The sequence below is a fragment of the Olsenella sp. An293 genome (genome assembly GCF_002159495.1).
GTDB lineage: Bacteria > Actinomycetota > Coriobacteriia > Coriobacteriales > Atopobiaceae > Thermophilibacter.
In genome coordinates this window covers 112,940-138,404 of the sequence record NZ_NFIT01000002.1, presented here as the reverse complement: position 1 = coordinate 138,404, position 25,465 = coordinate 112,940, and the positions used below count along the sequence as shown (strand labels likewise).

The 25,465-nt window shown below is 67.5% G+C and carries 22 protein-coding genes and 1 tRNA gene; 6 read left to right on the top strand and 17 right to left on the bottom strand.

Annotated elements, in window-relative coordinates; genetic code table 11:
• The 5 genes from B5F85_RS01750 to pknB all read left to right on the top strand — a co-directional run bounded on the left by B5F85_RS01750 (position 1) and on the right by pknB (position 7,879).
• The gene (locus tag B5F85_RS01750) at positions 1 to 1,116 is read left to right on the top strand and encodes a DUF3662 and FHA domain-containing protein (protein WP_087313797.1); all 1,116 of its coding nucleotides are present in this window, start codon (positions 1 to 3) and stop codon (positions 1,114 to 1,116) included.
• Positions 1,113 to 1,526 (top strand): FHA domain-containing protein, encoded by a 414-nt coding sequence (locus B5F85_RS01745; RefSeq protein ID WP_087313795.1) that lies wholly within the window; start codon positions 1,113 to 1,115, stop codon positions 1,524 to 1,526. The genes B5F85_RS01750 and B5F85_RS01745 overlap by 4 nt, the downstream gene beginning before the upstream one ends.
• Entirely contained in the window at positions 1,523 to 2,785 is a 1,263-nt protein-coding gene (locus tag B5F85_RS01740) for a Stp1/IreP family PP2C-type Ser/Thr phosphatase (RefSeq protein WP_239386577.1), read from the top strand. Before B5F85_RS01745 ends, B5F85_RS01740 begins: the two co-directional genes overlap by 4 nt.
• A 52-nt stretch (positions 2,786 to 2,837) precedes the next feature.
• Positions 2,838 to 5,735 (top strand): FtsW/RodA/SpoVE family cell cycle protein, encoded by a 2,898-nt coding sequence (locus tag B5F85_RS01735; protein ID WP_087313953.1) that lies wholly within the window; start codon positions 2,838 to 2,840, stop codon positions 5,733 to 5,735.
• A gap of 116 nt (positions 5,736 to 5,851) precedes the next feature.
• Positions 5,852 to 7,879 (top strand): Stk1 family PASTA domain-containing Ser/Thr kinase, encoded by a 2,028-nt coding sequence (gene pknB, locus B5F85_RS01730; RefSeq protein WP_087313793.1) that lies wholly within the window; start codon positions 5,852 to 5,854, stop codon positions 7,877 to 7,879.
• 272 nt (positions 7,880 to 8,151) lie between these two features.
• Here pknB and B5F85_RS01725 read toward each other — a convergent pair.
• From B5F85_RS01725 to argH, 9 genes are all read right to left on the bottom strand, one after another.
• Positions 8,152 to 8,227: transfer RNA gene (locus tag B5F85_RS01725), tRNA-Arg, on the bottom strand.
• Between the two features lie 37 nt (positions 8,228 to 8,264).
• The gene (locus B5F85_RS01720; protein WP_087313791.1) at positions 8,265 to 8,879 is read right to left on the bottom strand and encodes a hypothetical protein; all 615 of its coding nucleotides are present in this window, start codon (positions 8,877 to 8,879) and stop codon (positions 8,265 to 8,267) included.
• Between the two features lie 8 nt (positions 8,880 to 8,887).
• Positions 8,888 to 9,769 (bottom strand): phosphoribosylaminoimidazolesuccinocarboxamide synthase, encoded by an 882-nt coding sequence (locus B5F85_RS01715; protein ID WP_204204594.1) that lies wholly within the window; start codon positions 9,767 to 9,769, stop codon positions 8,888 to 8,890.
• A gap of 271 nt (positions 9,770 to 10,040) precedes the next feature.
• Entirely contained in the window at positions 10,041 to 11,558 is a 1,518-nt protein-coding gene (locus tag B5F85_RS01710) for a HAMP domain-containing sensor histidine kinase (RefSeq protein WP_087313789.1), read from the bottom strand.
• A 9-nt stretch (positions 11,559 to 11,567) separates the two neighbouring features.
• The gene (locus B5F85_RS01705; protein ID WP_087313787.1) at positions 11,568 to 12,290 is read right to left on the bottom strand and encodes a response regulator transcription factor; all 723 of its coding nucleotides are present in this window, start codon (positions 12,288 to 12,290) and stop codon (positions 11,568 to 11,570) included.
• 85 nt (positions 12,291 to 12,375) lie between these two features.
• A complete protein-coding gene (locus B5F85_RS01700) occupies positions 12,376 to 13,578 on the bottom strand; it encodes a Tat pathway signal protein (protein ID WP_239386575.1) in 1,203 nt (400 codons plus the stop codon).
• A gap of 2 nt (positions 13,579 to 13,580) precedes the next feature.
• Positions 13,581 to 13,847 carry a TIGR03905 family TSCPD domain-containing protein gene (locus B5F85_RS01695; protein ID WP_087313785.1) on the bottom strand — a complete coding sequence of 89 codons (267 nt, stop codon included), beginning with the start codon at positions 13,845 to 13,847 and terminating at the stop codon, positions 13,581 to 13,583.
• 59 nt (positions 13,848 to 13,906) lie between these two features.
• Entirely contained in the window at positions 13,907 to 15,253 is a 1,347-nt protein-coding gene (gene purB, locus B5F85_RS01690) for an adenylosuccinate lyase (protein WP_087313783.1), read from the bottom strand.
• Positions 15,254 to 15,302: 49 nt separating this feature from the next.
• The gene (argH, locus tag B5F85_RS01685; RefSeq protein ID WP_087313781.1) at positions 15,303 to 16,694 is read right to left on the bottom strand and encodes an argininosuccinate lyase; all 1,392 of its coding nucleotides are present in this window, start codon (positions 16,692 to 16,694) and stop codon (positions 15,303 to 15,305) included.
• Between the two features lie 402 nt (positions 16,695 to 17,096).
• On the opposite strand from argH, the gene B5F85_RS01680 reads away from it, so the two are divergent.
• A complete protein-coding gene (locus B5F85_RS01680) occupies positions 17,097 to 17,960 on the top strand; it encodes a hypothetical protein (RefSeq protein ID WP_087313779.1) in 864 nt (287 codons plus the stop codon).
• Between the two features lie 235 nt (positions 17,961 to 18,195).
• Here B5F85_RS01680 and B5F85_RS01675 read toward each other — a convergent pair whose 3' ends face one another.
• The 8 genes from B5F85_RS01675 to B5F85_RS01640 form a co-directional block, all read right to left on the bottom strand.
• Positions 18,196 to 19,425 (bottom strand): argininosuccinate synthase, encoded by a 1,230-nt coding sequence (locus B5F85_RS01675; RefSeq protein WP_143786110.1) that lies wholly within the window; start codon positions 19,423 to 19,425, stop codon positions 18,196 to 18,198.
• 359 nt (positions 19,426 to 19,784) lie between these two features.
• Positions 19,785 to 20,246, bottom strand: a complete 462-nt coding sequence (gene rpiB, locus B5F85_RS01670; protein WP_087313777.1) for a ribose 5-phosphate isomerase B — start codon at positions 20,244 to 20,246, stop codon at positions 19,785 to 19,787.
• Positions 20,247 to 20,310: 64 nt separating this feature from the next.
• Positions 20,311 to 21,252, bottom strand: a complete 942-nt coding sequence (locus tag B5F85_RS01665) for a transketolase C-terminal domain-containing protein (RefSeq protein ID WP_087313775.1) — start codon at positions 21,250 to 21,252, stop codon at positions 20,311 to 20,313.
• Positions 21,252 to 22,082: a transketolase gene (locus B5F85_RS01660; RefSeq protein WP_087313773.1), complete on the bottom strand. Its 831-nt coding sequence runs from the start codon at positions 22,080 to 22,082 to the stop codon at positions 21,252 to 21,254. The genes B5F85_RS01665 and B5F85_RS01660 overlap by 1 nt, the downstream gene beginning before the upstream one ends.
• Positions 22,083 to 22,153: 71 nt before the next feature.
• A complete protein-coding gene (locus B5F85_RS01655; protein ID WP_087313770.1) occupies positions 22,154 to 22,837 on the bottom strand; it encodes a transaldolase family protein in 684 nt (227 codons plus the stop codon).
• Between the two features lie 69 nt (positions 22,838 to 22,906).
• Positions 22,907 to 23,617 carry an L-ribulose-5-phosphate 4-epimerase gene (locus tag B5F85_RS01650; RefSeq protein ID WP_087313768.1) on the bottom strand — a complete coding sequence of 237 codons (711 nt, stop codon included), beginning with the start codon at positions 23,615 to 23,617 and terminating at the stop codon, positions 22,907 to 22,909.
• A gap of 49 nt (positions 23,618 to 23,666) precedes the next feature.
• Entirely contained in the window at positions 23,667 to 24,467 is an 801-nt protein-coding gene (locus B5F85_RS01645) for an HAD-IIB family hydrolase (RefSeq protein ID WP_087313766.1), read from the bottom strand.
• A 1-nt stretch (position 24,468) separates the two neighbouring features.
• Complete coding sequence (locus B5F85_RS01640; protein WP_087313764.1) at positions 24,469 to 25,329, bottom strand: L-ribulose-5-phosphate 3-epimerase; 861 nt, start codon at positions 25,327 to 25,329, stop codon at positions 24,469 to 24,471.
• Positions 25,330 to 25,465 lie beyond the last annotated feature (136 nt).

Sequence of the window (25,465 nt, the reverse complement as noted above, 5' to 3'; positions counted from 1 at the left end):
ATGAGCTTCCTCAGTGATTTCGAGGGACGTATCAGCTCCGTGTTCGGGGCCGCACCTCAGGGCTACACCGAGCCCTTCTCCTTCAAGAAGCTCGCCAAGCGCGCGGCGCGCGAGATGGAGAACGAGACCTATGAGATCGACGGCGTCGACACGGCGCCGGCGCTCTACACCGTGCTCGTCTCGGCGACCGACGACTCCCTCATGCGCCCGCTCTACGAGCAGATCACTCTCGAGACGGCGTCGTTTGTGACCGCCCAAGCCCAGAAGAAGGGCTACGCCTTCGTGGGCAACCCGCTCGTGCGCTTTATGGTCGACCCCTCGCTCAAGCCCGGCAAGTTCGCGGTCTTTGCCGAGAACATCGATGCGTCGACGCTCAATCGCCTGCGCGAGGAGGAGCGCGCCTTCCTGGCCGGCAGCTCGAGCGCCGGCGGCGCTGCCGCGCAGGTCGCGCGCCGCAAGCCCGCGGCAACCCCGCACCCCCGCGAGGAGGCGCACGACGCCTTTGCCGCGCCCGCGCCGCGCCGCGAGGCCGCCATCCCCTCCATCGACGCCGGCCTCGACGTGATGCCCCCTGACTTCGAGCTCTCCGAGCCCGCCCCCGTCGCGTCCGCCTCGGAGTCGACGCCCATGCCCGTCCCGCTCGCCGACGCCGGCCTCGTCGCCGCCGCGCCGCAGCCGGGCGGCATCCCCGTGCCCCAGACCCAGCGCCGCAGCGTCCCGCTCGTGGACATGCGCCAGGTCATGAGCGAGGCAAGCCCCGCCGGGGCGGTGTCCGAGGCCTCGGCGCGCTCCGCCTACGCCGCCGCGCCGCAGAGCCCCGACGCCGCCTCCTGCCTGCTCATCGACAGGCAGACCGGCCGCACCTTCACCGCGCAGGCCCCCTCCGCCGTCATCGGGCGTGAGCGCTCGCAGGCCAGCATCGTCCTGCGCGACCCCAACGTCTCGAGAAGCCACGCCGAGCTGACCCACGACGGCACCGGCTGGCGCATCACCGACCTCAACTCCACCAACGGCACGCTCGTCAACGACGTCGACGTTACCTCCTGCCCCCTTCAGGACGGTGACCTCATCACCGTCGGGCTCGTGAACCTCGAGTTCAGGGAGATCCGCCGATGATCGACCTCGTGCTGTTTGCCGGACGCATCCTTCTCGTCGTCGTCTTGTACGTGTTCCTGTTCGCGGTCATGCGGACGGGCGTCGGCCTCGTGCGCGGCCAGCGCCGCGACTCCGCGATCTGGGCCGTCGACGTCGAGAAGGGCAAGAAGACCCTGCGCGGTCTGCACGTGGACATCCTCGGGCCCGTGGTCGTGGGCCGCTCGCCGTCCTCCGACATCGTGATCGACGAGCCCTACGTCTCGGCAACGCACGCCCGCTTCACCCTCCAGGGGCCCGCCCTCGTCCTCGAGGACCTGGGGTCCACCAACGGGACCCTCGTCAACGGTCACGTCATCGACCAGCCCGTCACGCTGAGGGAGGATGACGAAGTCCAGGTGGGCGACACCATCATGCGGGTGACGCGCGGATGACGGCCGAGGACCTTCAGACCACCGCCGCGCCCGAGCCGACCAACGCGCCCGGACGCGCCGAGATGCCCGTCGAGGGCCGCACCGGCGCCGACGCGGTCTCGGGCTCCAACGAGTTCATCTCGTGGGGGGCGAGAAGCGACGTGGGCCTCGTGCGCGGGCACAACGAGGACTCCTTCCTGCTGCGCACGCCGCTGTTCGTGGTCTCGGACGGCATGGGCGGGCACGCGGCCGGCGAGGTCGCAAGCTCGATCGCGGTCGAGACCATCGGCGACCGCGCCCCCGGCACCGCCGACGACGTCCTTCTCGGCGCCGCGGTGGAGGCCGCCAACCTCGCGGTCATCAAGGGGGCCGAGGACGGCATCGGCAAGCCCGGCATGGGCTGCACCGCCACCGCCGTTCTTATCGAGAAGAACCGCATGGCCGTGGCGCACGTGGGCGACTCGCGCGTCTACGTGCTCCATCACGGCACCCTCGTGCGCATCACCCACGACCACTCCTACGTCGAGGAGCTCGTGGACTGCGGCCAGATCACCGCGGACGAGGCACGCACGCACCCGTCGCGCTCCATCATCACCCGCGCCCTGGGATCCGACCCCGAGATGTACGCCGACCACTTCTCGCTCGAGGTGAACGACGGCGACCGCATCATCCTGTGCTCCGACGGCCTCTCCAGCATGATCTCCGACAGCGAGATCGAGGCCGTCGCCGTCTCCAGCGCGACCCCCCAGCAGGCCGCCGACAACCTCGTCGCCGCCGCCCTCACCGCCGGCGGCGCCGACAACGTGACCGTCGTCGTGGTCGACGTGACCAACGACGGCCTCGCCGACGCCGCGCGCCGACGCCTGCTGCGCCGTGCCGCCAGCGTCACCGGCGTCATCGCCGCCGTGGTGGCCGCCGTCCTGCTCATCAGCGTCGCCTTCATCCGCGGCGAGTGGTACCTGGGCATCGACAACGGCTCCGTGGCCATCTATCGCGGCATCAAGGGCGACGTCTTTGGCATCCCACTGAATGAGCTCGTGGGAACGAGCGCCGTCTCCGTCACCGACCTGCCCGCCTCCGTCCAAGACCAGCTCGAGGCCGGAATCCGCGTGCAGAACGAGGAGACCGCGCTCGCGACCATCGACTCCTATCACGACCAGATCAACGAGGAGCAGCAGAAGGCAGCGCAGATCGCCCAGGAGGTCAGCTCGGAGGGGGCCGCCCCGGCCCCGGGCCAGGAGACCTCGGAGGACCCCTCCCAGACGGACGGGGGTGAGTAGCGTGTTCGGACGCAAGGAACGATATCGCGGCGCGCAGAGCCGCGCCGAGGCGATGGCCGCTGCCGCCCCCGCACGCGGCGAGCGGGGCCTCTCGCGCAGGAACACCGAGCTCTTCTTGCTCCTGCTCGCGGCCGTGCCCGTCATCTTGCTCTACGCGATGTACGTCGTCACCTCCAACCTGCCGCTCAGCATCGAGACCCTCGGCGTGCCGCTGGGGCTTCTCGGCGCCTTCGCCGCGGCCCACGTCGCGATCCGCTTCCTCGCGCCGGGCGCCGACCCGGCCATCCTGCCCATCGTCTTTGCCCTCTCGGGCATCGGCATCACCTTCCTCACGCGGCTCGCGCCCGACGCCGCGGTGAGCCAGGTGGTGTGGCTCTACCTCTCCGTGGGCGCGATGGTCGCGGTCCTCGCGGTGATCCGCAGCCTCGACCGGCTCGCGAGCTATAAGTACACGCTCGGCATCGCGGGAATCGTCCTTCTCGTCCTGCCCATGCTCGTGGGCACGGAGCGCTACGGCTCGAAGCTCTGGGTCTTCATCGGCGGCTTTGGCTTCCAGCCCGGCGAGTTCGCCAAGATCGCGCTTGTTCTCTTCCTGGCGTTTTACCTGGCCGCCAACCGCGAGGCGCTCTCGGTGTCCATGCGCGGGGTGGGCCCCTTCAAGCTCCCGCAGCCGCGCATGCTGCTGCCGATCGTGGTCATGTGGGGCATCAGCCTGCTCGTCGTGGTCTTTGAGACCGATCTCGGCAGCGCCCTGCTCTTCTTCACGTTCTTTGTGATCATGCTCTACGTCGCCACGGGCCGCGCGAGCTACGTCGTGGTGAGCGTGCTTCTGCTCGCCGTGGCCGGAATTGCCTGCTACCAGCTCTTTGGCCACGTCAGGACGCGCGTCGACATGTGGATCGACCCGTGGTCCGACACCTCGGGCGGCAGCTACCAGATCGTGCAGTCCCTCTACTCGCTCGCCGACGGCGGGCTCACGGGCACCGGCATCGGCAAGGGCATGGCGACCCTCATCCCCGTGGTCTCGAGCGACTTCATCTTCTCCGCCATCGCAGAGGAGACGGGGCTTCTCGGCGGCGCGGGCCTGCTGATGCTCTACCTGCTGCTCGGCGTCCGCGGCTTCGCGACGGCGGCGCGCGCCAAGACCGACACCTCGGCCTTTGCCGCCGTGGGCCTCACGAGCGCCATCGTCTTCCAGGCGTTTCTCATCGTGGGAGGCGTCACCAAGCTGCTGCCGCTCACCGGCGTCACCCTGCCCTTCGCGAGCCAGGGCGGCACCTCGCTTCTCGCCTGCTTCATCATCGTCGGCCTGCTGCTGCGCGCCGGCGACGAGGGCACCGGGCGCGAGTCGCAGATGGAGAGCGGGCTCACGGGTGAGCGCTCCGAGATGGACGAGCTGCTCTCCCTCTCCGGCGCCGCAACCCCCGCGCCCGACGCAGTGGTCCACGGGGCCCACGCGCGCGCGAGCTTTAGCCTGCAGACCGAGGAGTCCGGCGTGCTCGGGCGCGTGGCGCTCGGCAAGCGCCTCACGTGGCTGGTCACCGTCTTCTCGGTGCTCTTTGCCGCGCTCATCGCCAACCTCACCTACGTGCAGGTGGTCGACGCCCAGCGCGTGCAGGACCTCCCCACCAACAACCACACCATCGCCCGAAGCGCCTACGTCCAGCGCGGCGCCATCATCACCTCCGACGGCGTGACGCTCGCCGAGAGCGTTCAGCAAGACGATGGCAGCTACCTGCGCAACTATCCGCAGGGCTCGCTCGCGCGCCACACGGTGGGCTACGTCTCGACCCAGTACGGCAGCTCGGGCGTCGAGGCGACGATGAACGAGACCCTCACGGGACACGCCGACTACTCCGACTGGCGCAGCGCCCTCTACTCGCTCGCCGGCGTCCAGCAGTCCGGCTCCACCGTCGCGCTCACCATCAACTCGCAGATCCAGCAGGCCGCCGAGGAGGCGCTCTCCGGCTACACGGGCGCCATCGTGGTCCTCAACCCCAAGACCGGCGCCGTGCTCGCCAAGGCCTCGAGCCCCACCTACACGATCGACGAGCTCGACACCGTCATCGCCGAGGGCACGGGCGGCGAGCTGCTCGACCGCACCACCCAGGCGCTCTACTCGCCCGGCTCGTCGTTCAAGACCGTCACGCTGGCGGCGGCGCTCGACTCCGGCACCGCGACGCTCGACGACGTCTACTACGCCGGCCCCTCGATCGAGATCGGCGGCGGCGAGGTCACCAATTACGGCGAGAACGACTACGGCGAGCCCACGCTGCGCGAGGCCTTTGCCCTCTCGTCCAACACCGCCTTCGCCCAGCTCGGCGTCGAGGTGGGGTCAGACCTGCTCGTGAGCTACGCCAACGCCTTTGGCTACGGCCGCAACCTCGGCCAGGACTTCACCACGCTCCCCTCCCTCATGCCCGTCCCCTCGGAGATGACGGAGTGGGAGACCGCCTGGGCGGCATGCGGGCAGCCCGTCGGCCAGCACGAGAGCCCCGCCGGGCCGCAGGTCTCGGTCATGCAGAACGCGGTCGTGGCGCAGACCATCGCCAACGGCGGCGTCGCCATGGACCCCTACGTGGTCGACCACGTCCTCTCCCCCGAGGGGGTGGTGACCTCGACGACCTCGCCGCGCTCCCTCGGCCAGGCCATCTCGGCCCAGGCCGCCGACCAGCTCAAGGAGGCCATGCTCGGCGTCGTGGACCACGGCACGGGCACGGGCGCCCAGGTCTACGGGGTCCAGGTGGCCGGCAAGACCGGCACCGCCCAGGTCGAGGACGGCAACATCAACTCGTTCTTCATCGGCTTCGCGCCGTACGACAACCCGACGCTGGCCATCTCGGTCTGCGTCGAGGGGCAGGGAGTGGACGTCGAGGGGTTTGCCGCCAGGCTGGCGGGCAAGGTCCTCGCGCGGGCGCTCGAGGTCCAGTCGACCGGCTCCGGCACGTGAAGGGGCTGAGCGAGAAGACCAGACAACGCGAGCAGACGAAACGCAGACGCAGTACAGACAATCGCAGGTGAGACTAAGCGCGGCAACGGGGCCGCGAGCGGGATGGGAGAGACGGCATGCCAGGGACGATTCTCGGCGGACGCTACCAGGTACAGGACAAGATCGGCACGGGCGGCATGGCCACGGTCTACCGAGGGCTTGACGAGGTCCTCGGCCGCACCGTCGCCATCAAGACGATGCTGCCCCAGTACGCCAGCGACCCCTCCTTCGCCGCTCGCTTCAAGCAGGAGGCCCAGGCGGCCGCCGCGCTGCAGAGCCCCTACATCGTCTCGGTCTACGACTGGGGCAAGGACGCCGACACCTACTACATCGTCATGGAGTACCTGCGCGGCACCGACCTCAAGAGCGGCATCCGCAAGCACGGGGCCCTCGACTGCAAGAAGGTCGCGCAGATTGGCTCCCAGATCGCCCAGGCGCTCTCGGTGGCGCACAAGCACGACATCATCCACCGCGACATCAAGCCGCAGAACATCATGGTGCAGCCGGACGGCAACATCAAGGTGATGGACTTCGGCATCGCGCGCGCCAAGAACAGCCACCTCACCCAGGACAACTCGGTGCTCGGTACCGCCCACTACGTCTCGCCCGAGCAGACCCAGGGCAAGGAGCTCGGCCCCACGACCGACATCTACTCCCTCGGCATCGTGATGTACGAGGCGGCTACCGGCCAGGTCCCCTTCCAGGGCGACGACGCCATCTCCGTGGCGCTCAAGCAAGTCAACGAGCAGCCCAAGCCGCCCAGCCAGCTCAACCCCGCCGTCGACCCGTCCCTCGAGTCGATCATCCTCAAGTGCATGCAGAAGAACCCCGCCGCGCGCTTCCAGACGGCCGACGAGCTCTATCACACCCTGCGCGACTACCTCGCCGGGCGCATGCAGGCCGTCAACAGCGCCACCGCCATGCTCGCGGCGCAGGCCACCAACAAGATCGACCGCGGCGCGGGCGTGCAGCCCGTGACGAGCGGGACCGCCTCGATGCCGCGCGTCGAGCGCACCAACCGCTACCGCGCCCAGAGCGCGACCGAGCAGGCGGCGGAGGAGGAGGCCGCCCGGCAGCGCAAGCACCGCCGTAACGTGGTGCTCGGCGTCATCGGCGCGCTCGTCGCCGTCGCCGTGGCCGCGTTTGTCGTCATTTCGGCGCTGCAGACCGGAGCCGCGATGCGCCCGGTGCCCAACCTCATTGGCATGGACCAGGAGGAGGCCATCGACAAGATTCGCGAGAGCGGCTTCGAGGTCGGCGACGTCAAGACCACCTACTCGGCCGAGTACGAGGAGGGCAAGGTCGTCGAACAGAGCCCGACCTCCACGCAGACGGCCGAGGAGGGCTCCAAGATCAACATCCGCGTCTCGAGCGGCGAGAGCCCCGTCGACAAGGTCGCCGTGCCCGACCTCAAGAACCTCACCGAGGAGGAGGCGATGGACCGCTGCGAGGAGTACGGCCTGCTGGGTCGTAAGGGCGAGGACCAGGAGGACGGCAACATCGAGGCCGGCAAGGTCTGCGCCCAGGACACCGAGCCGGGCGAGATGATCGCGCGCGGCAGCACCATCACCTTCCACCTGTCCTCCGGCGCAGGCACGGTCGACGTCCCTGACGTCACGGGCCACGACGCCGACTCCGCCGAGAGCGACCTCGCCAAGCTCGGGCTCGTGGTCAAGCGCGACTACGCCCACAGCGACGGCGACGCCGAGGGCACCGTCATCCGAACCGACCCCGCCGCCGGCACCTCCGTGGAGGAGGGCCGCGAGGTGACCATCTATATCTCGCTCGGGCCCGAGCCCGTGGAGACCGTGACCGTCCCCTACGTCATTGGCTACAGCTACAGCACCGCCAGCTCGATGCTCTCGAGCCAGGGCTTCGTGGTCCAGCTCGCGGTGGGCAGCAGCGCCAACGGCACCGTCATCGACCAGTCCGTCTACAACTCGGCCACCTACGGCGCCACGATCACGCTCACCACGCAGTCCGAGACCACCGGCGGGGGCAACGGTGGAGGCTCCGAGACCGGCGACTACGGCAACGGCGGCCAGACCGACCCCAACACGGGGACGGACACCGACTCCGGTGAGACCAACGCAAACGAGACCTGATCGGCAACGGCGCCGGCCTGTTCTTCTAGGCTCCCCCACGCGACGCGCGAGCGCCCGCGCCCCTTGCTTCGGGGCGCGGGCGCTTCTCGTTGGCTCCGTCGTTCTTCTCGCCCGGCGACACTCCTCTGGTTCTCCGCGAAAAAATCGCGGTCCAGGGGCGATGTTAGCGTATCCAACTGCGGTTTCTTCGCGGAGAACGGGACGGAGCCGAGAAGAGCCCGCGACAAAATAGCAGGCCGGGGCAGCTTGCCAACCCCGGCCTGCGATCTCTCTGGTGCCCCCGGGCCGATTCGAACGGCCGACACCCGCTTTAGGAGAGCGGTGCTCTATCCCCTGAGCTACGAAGGCGTGGAACGCTATTCTAGCACCCAGACGCGCGGAGCGCCTACTTCTTCTTGGCGTCCTCCTCGGCGCGCGCCTTCTCGAGCAGCTCGAGGAGCTTCTTGTCGGAGAGGCCACGGACGCGGCCCTCGGTCTCCTTGCGATAGGGACGGCGCTTGGCCCAGTCGTAGAAGAAGCTCGCGATCATGAAGCCGTAGGCCGCGACGAGCGAGCCCACGGAGAGGATGCCCTCCCACGAGCCCATGTCCGGGTCCTGGCCAAAGAGGTAGACACAGACGAGCGAGATGACCGCCAGCGCCAGGCCGATGCCCAGGATGATCCAGAACACGCGCTCGGTGCGCTTGTAGTCTGGGTTGCTGCGAAGCAGCAGGTCGTAGGCGCGGTTACGGAAGTCCTGCTCCTCGCGCTCGCGACGCTTGCGCTCGCGCTTCTCCTCCTTGCTCTCCGTTCCGGGGACGGCGCTGCTCTTGGGCTTGGACGCCATGCGGACGGACGAGGCGGCCTCGCGGGACGGGCGCGCCTTTGCGGCGGAGCTGCGCGAGAAGCCCTTCTTCTCCTCCTCGCCGGCACCGATGTTCTCGGCTTCCTTCTTGGGGCGCCCGACGGCGTTGCCCTCCGCCTCGCGACGGGCGCCGTCGATGGTGTCTCGCAGTGACATTGATCTCCTTACGCGTGCGCCGGCACGAACTCGGTGCCGGTGATGATCTGGAAGGCCTCCTGATAGCGGCGAGAAGTGCCCTCGATGACCTCAGCGGGAATGCGCGGCGGCTCGCCGGTCATGTCCCAGTTGGCGCGCAGCCAGTCACGCACGTACTGCTTGTCGTAGCTGGGCTGGACCTTGCCCTCCTCGTAGCCCTCGGCGGGCCAGAAGCGGCTGGAGTCGGGCGTGAGGCACTCGTCGATGAGGGTGAGCTTGCCGTCGATGAAACCAAACTCGAACTTGGTGTCGGCGATGATGATGCCCTGCTCGGCGGCATAGTCGGCGGCCGCCTTGTAGATGGAGAGCGAGGCGTCGCGCAGCTGCTCGGCAACCTCGGTGCCCACGATCTCGCAGCAGCGCTCGAAGGAGATGTTCTCGTCGTGGTCGCCGAGCTCAGCCTTGGTCGAGGGCGTGAAGATGGGCTCGGGAAGCTTGGAGGCCTCGGTCAGGCCGTCGGGCAGCTTGATGCCGCAGACGGTGCCGTCCTCGTCGTAGGTCTTCTTGCCGGAGCCGGTGAGGTAACCGCGGACGATGCACTCGATGGGCACGGTCTGGGCCTTCTTCACGAGCATGGAGCGCCCTGCGAGGTAGTCGGCGTAGGGCTTGAACTCCTCGGGCAGGTCCGCCACGTCGCAGGAGATCATGTGGTTGGGGATGAGGTCCTGGAAGCGCTCGAACCAAAACGCCGAGATGCGCGTGAGAATCTCGCCCTTGTGGGGGATCTCGTCGGGAAGAATGAAGTCGTAGGCGCTAATGCGGTCGGACGCGACCATGAGCAGGCTGTCCCCGCAGTCGTAGATGTCCCGCACCTTACCGTGCGAATCCGGACGAAGCTCCATCTCAGCCATCTCGGCATCCTTTCGACGTCTTGCAACAACCCATTAGTATACCGTTCCCTGCCCGCCGGGTCCTTCTCCGTGCTCAAACAGTCCTCTTCGCACGGAGAAGGACCCGGCGGGCCCGAAAAATGGTTATAAGTATCGAACCCAGCGGACGTGCCGCCGCAGGACAGTGGCAGCACGGGACCCGCCGGCCCGAGGTTCTTCTCATCCGCGAGTTCTTTGCGCAGCGAAGCTGTCTGAGCGGGGAGAAGAACCTCGGGCCGGCGGGCAGAGAGGGCTACTTGTCCTGCGGCTTGCGGGACCGGCGCTGGGGGATGCGAAGTGTAAATGTGGTGCCCTTGCCGACCTCGGACTCGACGAGGATCGTGCCGTTGTGACGGTCGACGATCTCCTTGGTGATGGCCAGGCCCACGCCCAGTCCGCCCGAGGCGCGCTCGCGACTCACGTCCGAGCGCCAGAAGCGCGCGAAGGTCTGCGGGATGTCCTCCTTGGCGATGCCGATGCCCGTGTCCTGCACCGAGATGAGGATGTCGGAGCGGTCCTGACGAAGCGACACCTTCACCCAGCCGTCGGGGTTGGTGTAGCGCATGGCGTTGCTCATGAGGTTGACGATCGCCTCGCGCAGGAGGTCGGGGTCGACGTCGGCGTAGAGCTCGCCGTGCGGCGTCTCGTCGACGTAGCGCAAGTGGAGGCCCTTCTCGTGGAAGAGCTGGTGCTGGGAGGAGACGAGGCCCTTGACGAGGTAGGCGACGTCGGTTCGCTCGCAGTTGAACTCCGTCGAGCCGTTCTCGAGGCGCGAGAGCTTGAGCATGGCGTCGATGAGGCGCGAGAGGCGACGGACCTCGGAGGCCACGACCTCGAAGTGCTCGTCGTCGGCGGGCAGCACGCCGTCCTGCATGGCCTCGACCGTGGCCTGCATGGCCATGAGCGGGGTGCGCAGCTCGTGAGCCACGTCGCCGGTGAGGCGGTGCTCGAGCTTGATGTCGCGCTCGATGGTGCTCGCCATGTCATCGAAGGTCTCTCCGAGCTGGCCGATCTCGTCGGGGCCGGTCACCCCCGTGCGAGCCGTGAGGTCTCCGTTTCTGATCTGCTTGGCAGTTGAGGTGATGCGCTGGATGGGGCGAGCCATGCCGCGCGAGACGAAGTAGCCGATCACGCAGGCGATGATCGCGGCGATCGCAGCAGCCGTGACGATGGCGCCGTAGGAGTTGGCACGGAAGGAGGCATCGCTTTTGGTGAGCAGCGCATCGGAGCCGAGCGCCCAGAGCCGGACGGTGCCCACCGTCTTGCCGTTGGCGTCCACGATCGAGGAGGTGACGAGCGCGCCCTGCGTCGTGGGCACCACCGAGGGCGCCTTGGGGCGGCCGGACGAGGCGCGCGACCCGGCCCACGTGTCGTCGTAGAGGACCCGGTTGTTGACGTCGGTTATCTGGACCACGATGTCGGGCGAGAGGCTCGAGGCCGCGGCGGCCGCCTCGGCGGCGACGGCGTCGTCAATCACGCCCGTTCGCTGGTAGGACTCGGAGATGGTCGCCGAGGTGGAGTCGGCGATGGCCTGCATGTTCTGGCGGGTGTACGCCGTGAACTGCCGCTCCCACACCACCGCCAGGACCACGGCCAAGACCACGGCCGTCATGACGGCCGTGAGGGCAAAGGCGATGGTGAGGCTCGTCGCATACGGGCGCCCGCGCTTGGGCGAGGGCTTGATGGTGTTCCACGAGCTGCGGGAGGAGCGCTTCTTGGGGGCGTCCTCCTCGGGGGTCTCGGCACCGCCCGTCTCGAAGCGCGCCGACATGTCCGCCCCCTAGCGGCCGCTCTTGTCGGCGGCCTTCTCGGGCGCCTCGAAGCGGTAGCCGACGCCGTGGACCGTGTAGAGCCAGCGCGGGTTGCGCGGGTCGTCGCCGAGCTTGGCGCGCAGGTTCTTCACGTGGGAGTCGATCGTGCGCTCGTAGCCCTCGAAGTCGTAGCCCAGGACCTTCTCGACGAGCTCCATGCGCGTGTAGACGCGACCGGGGTAGCGCGCGAGGGTGGTAAGCAGCTTGAACTCAGAGGCGGTGAGGTCGACCTCGCGCCCCTCGACGAGCACCTTGTGGCCGGAGATGTCGATCACCAGGTCGCCGAAGTCCAGGACCTCGAGCTGGGGCTCGGACTCGGTGTGGGCGCGGCGCAGCAGCGCGCGCACGCGGGCGACGAGCTCGCGCGGCGAGAAGGGCTTGATGAGGTAGTCGTCCGCGCCGAGCTCCAGGCCGATGATGCGGTCCTCGACCTCGCCCTTTGCGGTGAGCATGATGATGGGCACGTTGGAGGTCTCGCGGATGGCGCGGCAGACGCGCTCGCCCGAGAGCTTGGGCAGCATGAGGTCCAAGATGACGAGGTCGAAGGTGTGCTTCTCGAACTCCTCGACCGCGCTCTGGCCGTCACCGACCCCGCGCACGATGTAGTTCTCGCGCTCGAGGTAGGCCGCGACGGCGTCGCGGATGGCCTTCTCGTCCTCAACCAGCAGGATCTTCTTCTCGTCTGAAGCCATGTTGGCCTCCCTGTTGCCTTGTCGTCGCCGGGGTTCGGCCGTAAGCACCTTTAGTGTACCCCAGCCGACGGCCGAAGATTCCCTCTTACAGGCGGAAGGTGCGCACCGTGACGGAAGCGGGGTAGCCGGTGTCGGGGTCTTTGACGGTCGAGAAGGTCACGAACTGGTCGCACTCGCCCGCGCGCGCCGGGAACTCGCCGTAGTCGACCGCGCGGTCGACGGAGGCAAGCGACGAGTAGGTCTTGTCGGCCAGGTTAATGACGAGGTAGGACGAGTTGCTCTTGATGACGAAGAGGTCGTCCTTGCCGCAGCCGCACTCCGATGGCTCGCGGTCGAGCTTGACGAAGCCCGCCGAGGAGGTGCCCATGTAGGTGCCCATCTTGCTGAGCAGGCCACCCGAGCTGTAGCTGGCCTCAACCGATACGAGAAACCGCTCGCCCACGCGGGCGGCACGAAACGGCCGCACGCTCGCGGGCATGACGAGCTGGTCGACCTTGGTCTTGAGGTCATCCGAGAGCGCGTAGGCCGTGACGCCATAGAAGACGCCTTCGTCATCGTGGACGCGCGGCGCCAGGACCACCGTCCCGGCGCTGACCGTGGGCGCCGTCGCGAAGCGCCCCGGGGACTCGACCACCGACTGGGCGTCGGAGTCGCCGAGGTGCCAGAGGTAGCACAGCGAGTGCTCGGTGGTCTTGGAGCCACTGGTCGAGGGCTGGACCTGCCAGATCACGCTCGAGCCCGAGACGGCGAAGGGGGCCGGGTCGTAGTCGGCCGCGCCCTCCCAGAGCATCTTGGTGTCGCCCGAGAGCTGGCCGTCAGAGAAGGCGGAGGCGTAGAGCGCCCAGGCGCGCGTCACGAGGTCGAGCTCGACCCAGGCGTAGGCGGAGTCCGAGCAGCGGACGTCATAGATGACGGTCGTCGCGGCGGTGCCGAGCGGCGCGGGAACGACCTCCACGAGCGTTCCCGACGAGAGCGAGAGGGCCGAGGCCTTGACCATGGGCGTGGCGGACGAGCCCGCCGTGATCACAGGCGCCCAGGCGCCCTCGGCGGGACGCAGGACGTTGCCGAGCGGCAGCGTCCAGCTGTGCTCCTCGGCGAGCGGGGAGTCCGCCTGGGTGAACGACTCGAGCACGCTCTCTGCGGAGTCCTCGCCCACGACCGTGGGGTCCGCGTCGATCTCGTCGGGACCGTGCGTGCAGCCGGGCAGGACCCCCACCGCGGCGGCAATGACCCCGCCAGCGGCAGCGGTCTTGAAGAAGGAGCGTCTTGTCAGCTTTGCCGCGCGCACGCTCAGGCCTGCTGGGCCGCGGCCGAGGCCTCCGTCAGCGCACGGGAAAGCTGGTCGGCGCACGAGGTGTTGCGGGGGCCGCAGGTGTTGCCCGAGAGGATCCCCACGATCTCGTCGACCTGGTGGCCGGCGACGAGCTTGCTCACGGCCTTGAGGTTGCCGTTGCAGCCGCCCTCGAAGGAGACTGCCTCGATGGTCTTGCCGTCGTCGGTGAGGTCGATGTGGATGGCGCGCGAGCAGACGCCGCGCGGGGTGTAGTCAAAGTGCATGGTTCTTCTCCTCTCAGATGCGGAAAGGGGACGCCCCTCCCGCGTCCGGTTCTTGTCGGTTACTCGAAGCTCAGCTGCTCAAGGCGGTCAAAAACCACGCCGGCGCGGATGAGGAAGGCGCGCGGGTCGAAGATCGCGTCGAGCTCGGCGGCGGGCACGGTGCAGCGCGGGTCGGCCTCGAGCTTCTCGCGGAACGTGGTGCCGCCGGCGCACTGCTGGACCTCGCGCCACGTGGCCATGGCGTTCTCCTGCACGATGGCGTAGGCCTCCTCGCGGGTGATGCCGGTCTCAACCAGAGCGAGAAGCACCTTGGACGAGAAGATCAGCCCGCGCGTCTTGTTGAGGTTGGCGAGCATCTGCGCCGGGTAGAGGATGAGGCCGTCCACGATGCGCGTGAGGCACTGGAACATGTGGTCGAGCGCGATGAAGCTGTCCGCCTGGGCCACGCGCTCCGCGGAGGAGTGGCTGATGTCGCGCTCGTGCCAGAGCGCCACGTTGTCAAAGGCGACCTGCGCGTTGGCCTTGACCACGCGGGAGAGGCCACAGACCTTCTCGACAGTGATGGGATTGCGCTTGTGCGGCATGGCCGAGCTGCCCTTCTGGCCCTTGCGGAACGGCTCCTCAGCCTCGAGGGTGTCGGTCTTCTGGAGGTTGCGGATCTCGGTGGCGATGCGCTCGCAGGTGGCCGCCGTGGTGGCCAGGACGCCGGCGAGATAGGCGTGGTGGTCGCGGGAGATGACCTGCGTGGACAGCGGATCGTGCACGAGGCCCAGGTGCTCGCAGACGTACTCCTCGACGAAGGGGTCGATGGAGGAGTAGGTGCCCACCGCGCCGGAGATCGCGCCAAAGGCCACGTTGGCGCGGGCGTCCTTGAGGCGGTCGTAGTCGCGCTTGAGCTCCCAGGCCCAGCTGCCGAACTTCATGCCAAAGGTCATGGGCTCGGCGTGGATGCCGTGCGTGCGGCCCACGCAGAGGGTATCGCGCTCCTCGAAGGCGCGGCGGCGGCAGATCTCGCCGAGCTTCTTGCAGTCCTCGATGAGGATGTCGGTAGCCTGGACGAGCTGGTAGCAGAGGGCGGTGTCGCCGAGGTCGGAGGAGGTCATGCCAAAGTGGACCCAGCGGGACGGCTTGGGCTCGCCCTCCGGCACGTCGCGGTCGATGTACTCGCCCATGTTGGTGAGAAACGCGATGACGTCGTGGTTGGTCACGGCCTCGATGGCGTCGACCTCGTCCTTGTTGAAGTCCGCGTGCTCGCGGATCCAGGCGGCCTCCTCGCGGGTGATGCCGATCTTGCCCATCTCGGCGTGCGCCTCGCAGGCCAGGACCTCGATCTCCTGCCAGATGCGGTACTTGTTCTCGAGGGAGAAGATGTGGCCCATCTCGGGACGGGTGTAGCGGTCGATCATGGAGGCCTCCTCGGCGTCTTTGCTCGCGTGCGCGTGTTCCGATCTGATTCTACCGCAGGGCGGCCTCGTCCTCCCCAAGCGACGCGCGCGCCTCGCCAAGCTGCACGACAACCGCATCGTGACCGGTGCCGCCATAGGTCACGCGGGCGTTTGCGATGCCGGCGGGATCCAGGTCCTGTGCGATGTCCGCCTCGAAGAGCGGGCTCGCCGCGGCAAACTCCTCGGGCGTGAGGTCCTCGAGGCCCTTGTGGTTCTTCTCGCAATAGAGGACGAGCTCGCCCACCACGCGGTGCGCCTCGCGGAACGGCATGCCCTTCTTGGCGAGGTAGTCGGCCACGTCCGTGGCGGCAGAGAAGCCCGTGCCCGCCTGGGCGAGCATGACGTCGGCGTTCACCGTCATGGTCTCGATCATGCCCGCGGCGATCTCCATGCAGTCCGAGAGCGTGCGCGCGGCGTCGAGCGGGCCCTCCTTGCACTCCTGGAGGTCCTTGTTGTAGGCCAGCGGCAGCGACTTCATGGTGGTGAGCAGCGCCATCAGGTCGCCGTAGACGCGGCCGCACTTTCCGCGCGTGAGCTCGGCGAAGTCGGGGTTCTTTTTCTGCGGCATGATCGAGGAGCCGGTGGAGTAGCTGTCCGAGAGCGTGATGAAGCCAAACTCCGTAGAGCTCCACAGCACGATCTCCTCGCACAGGCGCGAGAGGTGCATCATGCTCACGGCGCAGGCGTACTCAAGGTCGAGCAGGTAGTCACGGTCGGAGACGGCGTCGAGCGAGTTGGGGATCGTGGCCGAGAAGCCCAGCAGCTCCGTGGTACGCGCGCGGTCGAGCGGGTAGGTGGTGCCGGCGAGCGCCGCGGCGCCGAGCGGGTTGGCGTCCGCGGCCGTACGCGCGGCGGTGAGGCGCGTGAAGTCGCGCGTGAACATCCAGAAATACGCGAGCAGGTGGTGGGAGAGCAGCACGGGCTGGGCGTGCTGGAGGTGCGTGTAGCCGGGCATCACGACGTCGAGGTTCTTCTCGGCGGCTTCCAGAAGGGCGCGGCGCAGGGCCGCGTTGCCGGAGAGCAGCTGGTCGCAGAGCTCCTTGGCGAGCAGGCGGATGTCGGTGGCGACCTGGTCGTTGCGGGAGCGGCCGGTGTGCAGACGCCCGCCCGGGGCCCCGATCGCGCGGGTGAGCGCGCTTTCCACGGCCATGTGGACGTCCTCGTCGTTGACGTCCCAGGGGAAGGTGCCGTCCGCGATCTGCGCGGCGATCTCGGCGAGGCCCGCGTCGATAGCGGCCTGGTCCTCGCCGGAGATGATGCCCTGCTCGGCGAGCATCCGGGCGTGCGCGCGGCTGCCGGCGATGTCGTGGGCCGCCATGTTCTTGTCGACCTCGAGGCTTGCTCCGAACTCCTGCGTGAACTGGTCCACGCCCTTCTCGAACCTGCCTCCCCAAAGCGCCATGGTTGCTCCTTCCTCGTGTTTTTGCCGCGTCTAGCTTATCAAAGGCGGCACCTTGCGCCGAACTCCGTCAAATCCTGTTAATTTCATATTCAAATTGTTAGGTATACATAGCTGATTTACTACTATTATTTTAATAGTAGTAGTCTATTAATGTTTGGAATTAGCATGCATCTGTGCGTTAACAGCCTGACCGCTCTCGCGCTCGTCCGGAGTCTTCGGGCCGAGGGGCTTAGCATGCCAAAGGAATCGTGCGGCATCCCCGCTCCCGACCCCTGGCCACAGCGGCGGTGGACCTCACGCCTCATCCCTTACCAGCTTGTTGGGCTTTTGAATCCCCCGAGCGAAAGTCGCCCAATCTACGTCGTCTCGCCAGACGCCCGTTCGCGGCCAAAGGCCCGCTTCATGTCGACCACGGTTTACGGCGAGGGCATTCCGCGCGGATCATTTGCGCGCGTATCCGAGACCTTTACCGTCCCGTGCCCCGAGCTCCTCTTCCTCGAGCTCGCCAGCGTGATGGATCGCGCGGCCCTGGAGCTGCTGGGATATGAGCTGTGCGGCACTTTCGTGCGCGACGCGACCAACCCACGGACGGGCGGGGTCGTCCATGAAGTGGCGCCACTCACCAACGTTGCGAAGATCAAGGGTTACGTACGCTCCTGCCGTCGAGTCAAGGGCAGGGAGCGCGCGTTGGCAGCACTCGAGAACGTCCGCGACAATGCGTGGTCCGCAATGGAGGCGCTCGTGGCACTAGTGCTCGTCCGTCCGCTCGAGGACGACGGGTTTGGCATTCGAAACATCGAGCTTAATGCGCGGGAGCTGATTGGTCGGGAGCTCAGGCCCTGGGTGACGAACAAGGCCAGGGTGCCTGATATCTCGCTGGGAGATCTTCCCGTTGGGCTCAACTACGACGGCTACGGGCACCTAGACCTCAGCTCGATTGACGTGGAGAGGCTCGAAAAGGACGAGCTCAAGGCCGCACTTGCTCGCGTCCGGGAAAAATACGTCGATGACCTGCGCCGCAACAGAGAGCTTCTTGCAAGCGGAAGAATTGTGCTCCCCATCGTCGCCGAAGACCTCATGGAGTTAGGAGGTCTCGACTCCGTGGTGCTTGAGGCGGTCATTGCCGCCGAACAGCTCGCCGGCGCGAGCGGCGAGACGGGGGCGGCGACACGACGAGCCCTCGAGCAACCCCATGCTGCGCGCAGGCAGCGGCTCATCTGGTCGCTCTATCCGTGGGCGGGCGGCATATCGCTCGGAAACTACTAGGCGGAATGGGGGTCTACTCGGCCGCCCCCAAAATTAACGGGCACGAACGACTTATCTCGTAAACGCCAACTGGTGTTTTGCTGGTCCTTCGCTCACAATTGCCGTCTTTGTGCCCGTTAATTTTGGGGGCGGCCGAGTAGACCGATGCGCGACGGCAAAAACGGCCGGCGGAAGGGAACCTTCCGCCGGCCGATTCGGCTTTTCTGCACGTTGGGGACTGTCCCCAATTAACAGACTAGTGGACCGGCTGGAGGCCGGAGCCGGGGCCCTGGACCTTGGACCAAGTCTTGGACTGCAGGCCATGCAGGACGATGAAGCCCTCGGCGGCGCTGTGGTCGAAGGTGTCGCCCTCGTCGTAGGTGGCGAGGTTGTAGTCGTAGAGACTGTAGTCGGAGCGCACGCCGTCAACGAACAGGCCGCCCTTGCACAGGATGATGCGGACGTCGCCGCTCACGAACTTCTGCGTGTAGGCGTTGTACGCGTCGATGGCGTTGCGGTTCTGGGAGAACCACAGGCCGCGGTAGACGGTCGATGCCCACTCGACATCCATCTTGGCCTTCTGCTTGAGCGTCTCGGCATCGAGGCAGAGCTGCTCGAGGGTCTGGTGAGCCTGGATGAGCAGCAGGGCGGCCGGGCACTCGTAGCACTCGCGGCTCTTGATGCCCACGACACGGTCCTCGATCATGTCGATGCGGCCGTAGCCGTTGCGGCCGGCGATCTCGTTGGCCTTGATAATGAGGCTGAGCAGGTCCATCTTCTCGCCGTTGATGGCGGTCGGGATGCCCTGCTCGAAGGTGATCACGACCTCCTCGGGCTCGTTCGGGCAGTCCTCCAGGTTGGCCGTCATCGTCCAGATGTCCGCGGGCGGCTTGTTCCAGGTGTCCTCGAGCACGCCGCACTCGATCGCGCGACCCCAGAGGTTGTCGTCGATGGAGTAGGGCTTCTTCTTGGTGGTGGGCACGGGCACGCCGTTGGCCTCGGCCCACTCCATCTCGGAGTCGCGCGTGGTGAGGTCCCACTCGCGCACGGGCGCGATGATCTCGAGCTCGGGGTCGAGCGCGCGGATGCAGGTCTCAAAGCGCACCTGGTCGTTGCCCTTGCCGGTGCAGCCGTGGGCGATGTACTTGGCGCCGTACTGGTGCGCGATGTCCACGAGGTGCTTGGAGATCAGCGGGCGGGACAGCGCGGAGAGCAGCGGGTAGACGCCCTCGTACTTGCCGTTGGCCCAGATCGCCTTGGAGAGGATCTTCTCGGCGTACTCGGCGCGCATGTCGATGGCCTCGGAGGCGATGGCGCCCATGTCGAGGGCCTTCTGCTTGATCCAGGAGAGGTCCTTCTCGTCCTGGCCCACGTTGCCGCAGATGGCGATGACGTCGAGGTTCTTCTCGATCTGCAGCCACTTGACGATGACGGACGTGTCCAGTCCGCCGGAGTACGCAAGGACGACCTTTTCCTTCTCTGCCATGTTGTTTCCCTTTCGCTTTGGGTTGGGTGCTAGGTTGGATGCGTCTACACAGAAATGCCCCGACGTCGCGGGGCGCAGGAGCTCGGTCTGTCGAGAAGAACCGTCAAGCTAGAGCGTCGCGCGCGACATCGCGGGCGAGATTCGTCGCATCTGGCGTCGGGCAGTGAGGAGGGCGGCACATGCGTGCGCGCTGTGAACGTTCATCAACGTTGGCCTCCTCAGTAGTTGAGCGGGCGCGGGCTATTGGCCCGCGGCTGTCTGACGTGGCTGAGTGTAGGCCAGCCGCGCAGGGGCGGCGAGAAGAGACTCCGTCTCGAAACAATTCGAGGCCCCGGGCAGCCCCAGGGCCTCGGTCGCTACTACTCCGCGGCAGCAAGGCGCTGCGTGTCCTGGATCTCCATGATCTGGCCCACGCGGCGGGCGTGGCGGCCGCCCTCGAACTCGGCGTCCATCCACGCGTCCACGATGCACTTGGCCATCTCCGGACCGATCACGCGCGCGCCGAAGCAGATGACGTTGCTGTTGTTGTGGCGCTTCGAGAGCTCGGCGGAGTACGGCTCGGAGCACACGCAGGCGCGCACGCCGTCGACCTTGTTGGCCGCGAGGCTGATGCCCACGCCCGTGCCGCAGATGAGCACGCCGCCGTCGACCTCGCCGTCGGCGACGAGGCGGCCGACGCGGTAGCCGCTGATGGCGTAGTCGAAGCTCTCCGGACTGTTGGTGCCCACGTCCACGAGCTCGACGCCGCGGTCGCGCAGGTGCTCGACGACCTCGGCCTTGATGGCGAGCGCGGTGTGGTCGTTTCCGATGGCAAGCTTCATGTTGTTCCCCCTGGCAAAAGAGGGCGCGTCGGGGAAGCCGTCCCCGGCGCGCCCGTCGATGGCGCTACTTGGCGAGAAGGCCCTCGACGGCAGCGACGATGCCAGCGGCGTCGAGGTGGTACTTGTGGAGCAGGTCGACGGCGGGGCCGGACTCGCCGAAGACGTCGTTCACGCCGAGCTTGCGCACGGGCACGGGGCTCTCGGCCAGAGCCGCGAGCACCGCGTCGCCCAGGCCGCCGATCACGGAGTGCTCCTCGGCGGTGACCACATGCCCGGTCTTGGCGGCGCTCGCGCGGACGAGCTCCTCGTCGAGCGGCTTGATGGTGTGGATGTTGATCACCTCGGCGGAGACGCCCTTGGCGGCGAGCTCGTCGGCGGCGGCCAGGGCCTCGGCGACCATGAGGCCGCAGGCAACGACGGTGACGTCGGTGCCCTCGCGCAGGACGACGCCCTTGCCCAGCTGGAACTCGTAGGTCTCCGGGTCGTTGAACACCGGCACGGCCAGGCGGCCGAAGCGCATGTAGACGGGGCCGTCGGTCTCGTAGGCGGCCCGCACGGCGGCCTTGGCCTCGACGTCGTCGGCCGGAACGACGACCGTCATGCCCGGGATGGTGCGCATGAGGGCGATATCCTCGTTGCACTGGTGCGTGGCGCCGTCCTCGCCCACGGAGATGCCGGCGTGCGTGGCGCCGATCTTCACGTTGAGGTGCGGGTAGCCGATGGAGTTGCGCACCTGCTCGAAGGCGCGGCCCGCGGCGAACATCGCAAAGGTGCTCGCAAAGGCCACGCGGCCGGTGGTGGCGACGCCGGCTGCCAGGCCCATCATGTTGGACTCGGCGATGCCCGCGTCGAAGAAGCGGTCGGGGTAGGCGGCCTTGAACTTGCCGGTCTGCGTGGCGGCCGCGAGGTCAGCGTCAAAGACGACGAAGTCGTCGTGCTCGGCGCCGAGCTCCACGAGGGCCTCGCCGTAGCTCTGGCGCGTGGCGACCTTCTTGACGTCAGCCATTAGAGCTCCTTCCCAGCGGCCTCGAGCTCGGCCATGCCCTGCTCGAACTGCTCGTCGTCGGGGGCCTTGCCGTGCCAGCCCACCTGGTTCTCCATGAACGAGACGCCCTTGCCCTTCACCGTCTCGGCGACGATGCACACGGGCTGTCCCTTGACCTCGCGCGCCTCGGCGAAGGCGGCGCGGATCTGCGCCATGTCGTTGCCGTCAGCGAGTTCAATCACGTGGAACTTGAAGGCGCGGAACTTGTCGGCGATGGGCATCGCGGAGTTGACCTCCTCGATGGTGCCGTCGATCTGCAGGCCGTTGTGGTCCACGATCACGACGAGGTTGTCTAGGCCGTTGTTGCCGGCGAACATCGCCGCCTCCCAGACCTGGCCCTCCTCGATCTCGCCGTCGCCGAGCAGCGTGTAGACGCGATAGCTGTCGCCCCAGTGCTTGGCCGCGAGCGCCATGCCCACGGCGACGGAGATGCCCTGGCCGAGCGAGCCTGTGGACATGTCCACGCCCGGGGTGTCGTTCATGTTGGGGTGGCCCTGCAGGTGGCTGCCGATGTGGCGCAGGGTCTCGAGGTCCTCCTTGGGGAAGAACCCGCGCTCGGCGAGCGCCGCGTAGAGGCCGGGGGCCGTGTGGCCCTTGGAGAGGACGAAGCGGTCGCGATCGGCCTTCCTCGGGTCGGCCGGGTCGACGTTCAGCTCCTCGAAGTACAGGTACGCAAAGAGGTCCGCGGCGGACAGCGACCCGCCGGGGTGGCCCGACTTGGCGGCGTGCGTGCCCACGAGAATGCCCTTGCGGATCTCGTTGGCAACGCGCCTCAGCTCGGTGTCAGTCATTCTGCCTCCTTCTCGTTTCTCACGGTTTGTCAAGCGAATCATAGGTGGAACAAGCGTCGGCGAGCCGTCGCCTACTGGGCGGCCACTACTTTCGCCCAGTCGGCGTCGAATGCGGCCATGCCCTGGTCGGTCAGCGGGTGCTTGAGGCACTTCTTGAGCGCGCCGAAGGGCACGGTGGCGATGTCGGCGCCGAGCAGGGCCGCCTGGGTCACGTGGTTGGGCGTGCGGACGGAGGCGGTGATGATCTCGACCTGGTTGTCGACGTTCTTGCCGGTCCAGTCGTAGTTGCCGATGCAGGCCACGACGTCGGCGAGCTGGGAGATGCCGTCCTCGGCGATGTCGTCGAAGCGACCGACGAACGGCGAGATGTAGCGCGCGCCGGCGTTGGCGGCGAGAAGCGCCTGGGTGGCCGAGAAGACCAGCGTCATGTTGATGCGGACGCCCTCGGAGGCGAGCTGGTGCGTGGCGGCCAGGGCCTCGGCGCAGATCGGCAGCTTGACCACGATGTTGGGGGCGAGCGCGGAGAGGCGCCGGCCGTCCTCGATCATGCCCTCGGTGGTCTTGGCCTGGGACTCGGCGGAGACGGGCAGGCCGTCGCAGAGCTCAGCGATCTTGACCATGTGGTCCTCGAAGTCGGCGAGCTTGCCGCCGGTGCGGGCGTACAGGCTCGGATTGGTGGTGACGCCGGCGAGGCAGCCCCAGGAGAGAGCTTCCTTGATCTCGTCGAGATCGGCGGTGTCGATGAAGAACTTCATGGCAAACCCCTCTCTTTCATGTCTTGGCGCGTCTGCGCCCTCAATCCAAACAAAGCCGAGAAGAACGCGCTAGTGCGCCCCTCCCTGTCCATAGTAAGCGTTCGGGCCGTGCTTGCGCATGTAATGCTTGTCCAGAAGATACTGGGGCACGGGGCCACAATGTGGTGCAAGCGCCTCGGTGTCGATCGCCATGCGCGCGACCTCCTCCACCACGACGGCGTGATAGACCGCGGCCGCAGCGTCCTTGCCCCACGTGAAGGGGCCGTGGTTGCGCACGAGCGCGGCGGGCACGGCCACCGGGTCGATGCCGCGCTCGGCGAAGCCCTCGACGATCACGTTGCCCGTCTCGAGCTCGTAGGCGCGCCCGATCTCCTCCTCGGTGAGCCCGCGCATGCAGGGCACGGGGCCGTAGAAGTAGTCAGCGTGGGTGGTGCCGTAGGCGGGGATGTCACGGCCGGCCTGCGCCCAGGAGCACGCCGAGCGGGAGTGGGTGTGGACCACGCCGCCGACCTCGTTGCCCCACGCGCGATAGAGCGCCGCGTGGGTGGCGGTGTCCGAAGACGGGTTGAGATCGCCCTCGACGACCTTGCCGTCGAGGTCGCATACGACCATGTTCTCCGGGGACAGGTCCTCGTAGTCCACGCCGGAGGGCTTGATCACGAAGAGGCCCTTCTCGCGGTCGAGCTCCGAGGCGTTACCCCAGGTGAACACGACCAGACCGTGCCTGGGGAGGTCCATGTTGGCCTCGTAGACCTTCTCGCGAAGCTCCTTGAGCATCATGTGCTTCTCTCCTTTCCGGGCGCGCGGGCGTGACGGTCACGCCCGCTCGTCAAATGAGTCCAAAGTGCTCGAGGGCGTGGGCGACGCCGTCGTCGAGGACGTCCGTCGTCACGCACCCGCCGGCCGCCCGCACGCGCTCGATCACGTGCGGCCGCGCGTTTGCCATGACCACGCCCACGTCTGCCGCCTCGAGCATCGGCAGGTCGTTCTCCGAGTCGCCAAAGGCGAGGGTGACCGTCGGCGAGGCGGGCAGCGCGTCCACGTAGGCGAGAAGCCCCGCGCCCTTGTTGATGCCGTCCACCGTGACCTCGTTCATCCCGTCCCCCAGGCGATAGAGGACAAAGCTCTCCCGGAGAAACTCGCTCGAGAGGTACTTCTCGAGCTCGTGGTCGTGGAAGACGATCTTGGAGAAGCGCAGGTCGGGCCTGAGCCCCTCCACCTCGCGGGCCGTGCGCACGGTGGTGACGTGGGGAAACCAGTTCTCCCCACGGTCGAGCGAGACGTTGAGCTCGGCGCTCTCGATGATCATCGAGATGTCCAGATGCTCCATCTCCTCGAGCGCGCGGCGCACGAGTTCGGGCGGCATGGCGACGTCGCGCACGACGACGCCGTCGCGCTCCACGTGCGCCCCGTCCATCGTGACGTAGCCCGAGAAGGGCAGCGACGCCACCTCGGGGACCACCAGCCCCTGGGGCCTTCCGGTGCACAGCACGCAGGACCCGCCGGCCGCAACGAACCCCTCGAGCGCCGCGCGGACGCGCGCGCTCGGCACGCCGTTGAGATGACGCTCGTCGCGGTAGACGAGCGTGCCGTCGATGTCGAAGAACGCGACGGCGCCGGCGGCGTCCATGCTAGAGCCCCGCCCGCTCGAAGGCCGCGTCGATCTTGCCGCGCACGAACGTCGACGCCGCGGAGAGCTCCTCGCGCCATGCGCCCGAGCCTACGTACCACATCTCGGCCACGTAGCGGCGCACCCCCTGGGAGACGAGCTCGTCGAGAGCGCCGGCGTAGTCGGTGGTGCCGGTGCCAAAGGGGACCTCGCGGTACCTCCCGGCGACGGTCTCCTTGCAGTGCGCGGCGACGATGTGCCCGCGGCCCGTGACGATGTCGTCGGCGACGCTCTTGCCGTAGAGGAAGGAGGCGTTGGTGAGGTTGCCCATGTCCGGGTAGACGCCCAGGTAGGGGCTGTCGATCTTGCTCACGTAGGCCATGGCCTTCTCGACCGTGTCCATAAACGGCGTCTCCATGGTCTCGAAGCCGAGAAGAACGCCCGCGCGCGACGCCATCTCGACCGCCTTGGCGAGGTTCTCCTCGAAGCGCTTGCGCGTCTCGTCGGAGCCCTGCTCGTAGTAGACGTCGTAGCCGGCGAGCTGGATGGTGCGCACGCCCAGGTCGCAGGCGAGGTCGAGCGCCTTCTTCATGATGTCGAGCGAGCGGCGCACCGTCTCGGGGTCGCTCGCGCCGAGCGGGTACTTGCGGTGCGCGGAGAGGCACAGCGACCGTATCAGCGTGCCCGTGGTCTCCATGTTGCGCACGAGCTGCCGGCGCTCGGCGGGCGTCCACTCGAGACGGGAGAGACGGGCGTCCGACTCGTCGACGCTGATCTCCACGTAGTCGAAGCCGCACTCGCGCGCCGCCTCGAGGCGCTCGATCCAGGTGAGCTCGGCAGGGACCGCCTTCTCGTACATGCCGAGCAGGTACTTCTTTGACATCGTCGTTGTTCTCCTCTCGGGTAAGATCGGCGCGTTTTTGCGCAGACGTCCCCAAGGGGTCGGCCAGCCATGCTTGACCGACCCCTTGAACTGCCGTTTCTTCAGTTGTTCAGGTAATGGGGAATGCCGCTGCGGC

Coding starts and splice junctions, on each gene's coding strand:
- B5F85_RS01735 (WP_087313953.1), top strand. CDS start 2,838: ATGGCCGCTGCCGCCCCCGCACGCGGCGAGCGGGGCCTCTCGCGCAGG.
- argH (WP_087313781.1), bottom strand. CDS start 16,694: ATGGCGCTTTGGGGAGGCAGGTTCGAGAAGGGCGTGGACCAGTTCACG.
- B5F85_RS01650 (WP_087313768.1), bottom strand. CDS start 23,617: ATGATGCTCAAGGAGCTTCGCGAGAAGGTCTACGAGGCCAACATGGAC.
- B5F85_RS01695 (WP_087313785.1), bottom strand. CDS start 13,847: ATGCACTTTGACTACACCCCGCGCGGCGTCTGCTCGCGCGCCATCCAC.
- rpiB (WP_087313777.1), bottom strand. CDS start 20,246: ATGAAGCTTGCCATCGGAAACGACCACACCGCGCTCGCCATCAAGGCC.
- pknB (WP_087313793.1), top strand. CDS start 5,852: ATGCCAGGGACGATTCTCGGCGGACGCTACCAGGTACAGGACAAGATC.
- B5F85_RS01645 (WP_087313766.1), bottom strand. CDS start 24,467: ATGGACGCCGCCGGCGCCGTCGCGTTCTTCGACATCGACGGCACGCTC.
- B5F85_RS01745 (WP_087313795.1), top strand. CDS start 1,113: ATGATCGACCTCGTGCTGTTTGCCGGACGCATCCTTCTCGTCGTCGTC.
- B5F85_RS01680 (WP_087313779.1), top strand. CDS start 17,097: ATGTCGACCACGGTTTACGGCGAGGGCATTCCGCGCGGATCATTTGCG.
- purB (WP_087313783.1), bottom strand. CDS start 15,253: ATGATCGACCGCTACACCCGTCCCGAGATGGGCCACATCTTCTCCCTC.
- B5F85_RS01705 (WP_087313787.1), bottom strand. CDS start 12,290: ATGGCTTCAGACGAGAAGAAGATCCTGCTGGTTGAGGACGAGAAGGCC.
- B5F85_RS01720 (WP_087313791.1), bottom strand. CDS start 8,879: ATGTCACTGCGAGACACCATCGACGGCGCCCGTCGCGAGGCGGAGGGC.
- B5F85_RS01750 (WP_087313797.1), top strand. CDS start 1: ATGAGCTTCCTCAGTGATTTCGAGGGACGTATCAGCTCCGTGTTCGGG.
- B5F85_RS01655 (WP_087313770.1), bottom strand. CDS start 22,837: ATGAAGTTCTTCATCGACACCGCCGATCTCGACGAGATCAAGGAAGCT.
- B5F85_RS01675 (WP_143786110.1), bottom strand. CDS start 19,425: ATGGCAGAGAAGGAAAAGGTCGTCCTTGCGTACTCCGGCGGACTGGAC.
- B5F85_RS01740 (WP_239386577.1), top strand. CDS start 1,523: ATGACGGCCGAGGACCTTCAGACCACCGCCGCGCCCGAGCCGACCAAC.
- B5F85_RS01660 (WP_087313773.1), bottom strand. CDS start 22,082: ATGACTGACACCGAGCTGAGGCGCGTTGCCAACGAGATCCGCAAGGGC.
- B5F85_RS01710 (WP_087313789.1), bottom strand. CDS start 11,558: ATGTCGGCGCGCTTCGAGACGGGCGGTGCCGAGACCCCCGAGGAGGAC.
- B5F85_RS01640 (WP_087313764.1), bottom strand. CDS start 25,329: ATGTCAAAGAAGTACCTGCTCGGCATGTACGAGAAGGCGGTCCCTGCC.
- B5F85_RS01715 (WP_204204594.1), bottom strand. CDS start 9,769: ATGGCTGAGATGGAGCTTCGTCCGGATTCGCACGGTAAGGTGCGGGAC.
- B5F85_RS01665 (WP_087313775.1), bottom strand. CDS start 21,252: ATGGCTGACGTCAAGAAGGTCGCCACGCGCCAGAGCTACGGCGAGGCC.